This window comes from Deltaproteobacteria bacterium, from assembly GCA_003696105.1.
GTDB lineage: Bacteria > Myxococcota_A > Polyangia > Haliangiales > J016 > J016.
Genome location: RFGE01000157.1, coordinates 1 through 2,848, shown reverse-complemented (window position 1 = coordinate 2,848; position 2,848 = coordinate 1). Strand labels below are relative to the sequence as shown.

General features: G+C 70.5%; 2 protein-coding genes. Both read left to right on the top strand.

Annotation, left to right across the window (positions count from 1 at the left end; translation table 11 throughout):
- The coding region (locus D6689_10635; protein ID RMH41615.1) for a carbamoyltransferase at nt 1–1,357 on the top strand (1,357 nt) is incomplete at its 5' end.
- A 55-nt stretch (nt 1,358–1,412) separates the two neighbouring features.
- The coding region (gene asnB, locus D6689_10630; protein ID RMH41614.1) for an asparagine synthase (glutamine-hydrolyzing) at nt 1,413–2,848 on the top strand (1,436 nt) is incomplete at its 3' end.

Genomic DNA, 2,848 nt, shown 5'->3' with positions numbered 1-2,848 from the left:
CGGCACGGAGCGGCGGCTTCGCGCCACACTCGCGGAGTGGGGCCTGGCCGATCGCCTCGTCTACGTCGACCACCACCGCGCCCACGTGGCGAGCGCGTACTACTGCTCGGGGTTCGACCGGTGCCTGGTCGTCTCCCTCGATGGGTATGGCAGCGGGCAATCGGGCTCCTTCTACTTGGGCGAAGGGGGCCGGCTGCGCTTGCTCGCACCGATCCCCTACCCGCACTCGCTCGGCACCTTCTACCGGCGCGTCACCCAGGCGCTCGGTTTCAAGCCGAACCGTCACGAGGGTAAGATCGTCGGGCTCGCGGCCTACGGCGACCCCGACAAGCTGTACGCCACCGTGCGCGCGCGGTTCGATCTCGAACACCCCGACTACTACCGCTTCAAGTCCGCGCAAGATCCCTGGTTCGAGCGGCGGCTCGTCGAGGACAATGAGCCGGCCGACGTCGCCGCCGCCTACCAGCGGGTCCTCGAAGACGTCGCCACCCTGTACATCGCGCGCTGGGTGCGCCGCACGGGCGTCAAGCACGTGGCCTGTGCCGGCGGCGTGTTCGCCAACGTCAAGATGAACCAGCGGGTCCTCGAGATCCCGGAGGTGGAGTCGGTCTTCATCTTCCCGAACATGGGCGACGGCGGTGTCGGCGCCGGAGCGGCCCTGGCGCTCTACGCCGATCTCCGCGGACTGGCGCCGCGCCCGGTCCGGGACATGTACCTGGGGCCCTCCTTCGACGATCGCGCCATCGAGCAGGCGCTCGACGCCTCGGGGCTGCGGTACCGGCGTTCGAAGGATATCGAGCGCGACGTCGTCGACCTCCTGCTACAAAATCGCGTCGTCGCCCGGTTCGACGGCCGCATGGAGTTCGGCCCGCGCGCGCTCGGAAACCGCTCCATCCTCTACCCGGCGGTGGACCCGGCCGTCAACAAGTGGCTCAACGAGCGCCTCGGGCGCACCGAGTTCATGCCGTTTGCGCCGATCTCGCTGCGCGAGCACGCCGACGCGCTCTACGACAACGTCGCCGGCATGGACCACGCCGCCCGCTTCATGACGATCACGACGAACTGCTCGCAGCAGATGCGCAAGCAGTCGCCGGCCGCGGTCCACGTCGACGGAACGGCGAGGCCGCAGCTCGTGGACGAGTCGACCAATCCGTCGGTCTACAAGGTGCTGCGGCTGTACCACGAGCGGACCGGCATCCCGACGCTCATCAACACGAGCTTCAACATGCACGAGGAGCCGATCGTGTGCACGCCCGAGGACGCCATCCGCGCCTTCCGCGAGGGCAACCTGGAGGCGCTCGCGATCGGGAACTTTCTCGTCGAGGGCGATCGGCGCGACGCCGCGCGGGCAGGATGAGCCTGGCGCCGCTGGACCGTTGCGCGTGTAGTCTGCGCGGCCGACGGGCGATCTGATGTGCGGCATCGCGGGTATCGCCGGTACTTGGCCCGACCGCGAGGCACGGGTCGAACGGATGGCGGAGGCGATCGCGCACCGCGGGCCGGACGACGCGGGCCTCTGGCACGACGCCGACTGCAGCCTCGGCCACCGGCGGCTGGCGCTGCTCGACCTGTCCCCCGCGGGGCGCCAGCCGATGTCCAACGAGGACGGGCGCGTGCACGTGGTCTTCAACGGGGAAATCTACAACTTCGCGGAGCTTCGCGCCGACCTCGAGGGTCGGGGGCATCGATTTCGCTCGCGGACGGACTCCGAGGTGCTCGTCCACCTCTACGAGGAGGCCGGCGATGAGATGGTCTCCAGGTTGCGCGGCATGTTCGCGTTCGCGCTGTGGGACGCGCGCGAGCGCCGGCTGCTCCTCGCCCGCGACCACTTCGGGCAAAAGCCGCTATTTTACGCTGAGCAAAACGGCGCGCTTCTGTTCGCGTCGGAGATCAAGGCGCTCCTCGCCGCGGGAATCCCGCGTGACATCGACCCGCGGGGCGTGGACCTGTTTCTGTCGCTGCAGTTCGTGCCGTCCCCGTTCACCTGTTACCGCGCGATCCGGCGCCTGCCACCCGCGACGATTCTGATTCGTGACGCTGGCGGCCGGACGCGGCTGCGCCAGTACTGGTCGCTGCGCGCGCGGCCGGCGTCGCGCGGCCGCCTGGACGCGATGGTCGAGGAGACCGGCGCGCGGCTTCGCGCCGCGGTCGCCGAGCAACTCGTCGCCGACGTGCCGGTCGGTCTCTACCTGTCGGGCGGCATCGACTCGACCCTCGTTCTCGGGCGCGCCGCCTCCGCGGCCCAGGGCCTGCGTGCCTTCGCCGTGGGCTATCGCGAGGCGCCATACAGCGAGCTTCCCCACGCGCGTCGCGTCGCGCGGCACCACCGGGTCGCGCTCGAGGAGGTCGTCCTGTCGCCCCAGGCCGCCGACCCAGGCGAGCTGGCCCGGCTGTTCGACGAGCCGTTCTCGGACCCGGCCGCGCTCCCGGTCGTTCACCTGGCGCGCGCGGCCCGGCGTCACGTCACCGCCGTACTCACGGGCGACGGCGGCGACGAGCTGTTCGGTGGATACCAGCATCACGTGCTCGCTTTCTGGCTGATGAAGCTGGGGCAGCTGTCGCGCGCCCGCGCGGCCATCGCTCGCGTCGCACTCGATCGGTTGCCCGAGTCCGTGCGCCGGTCTCCGCGCTGGCCCCGCTTGCGTCGCATCCTCGAGACGCTCTCGCACGTCGAACCGGCCGCCGCGCTCCTCCACCTGCGCCGGCAACTCGATCCGGAGCTGCGCGCGCGCCTCTACACACCCGATTTTCTCGCCACCGTCGCGGATGCCGAGCCCTCGGAGATCTTGTGCGCGCGCGAAGCGGCGCCGCGCACGATCGAGGAGGCGCTCCTGTGGACCGACCGGCT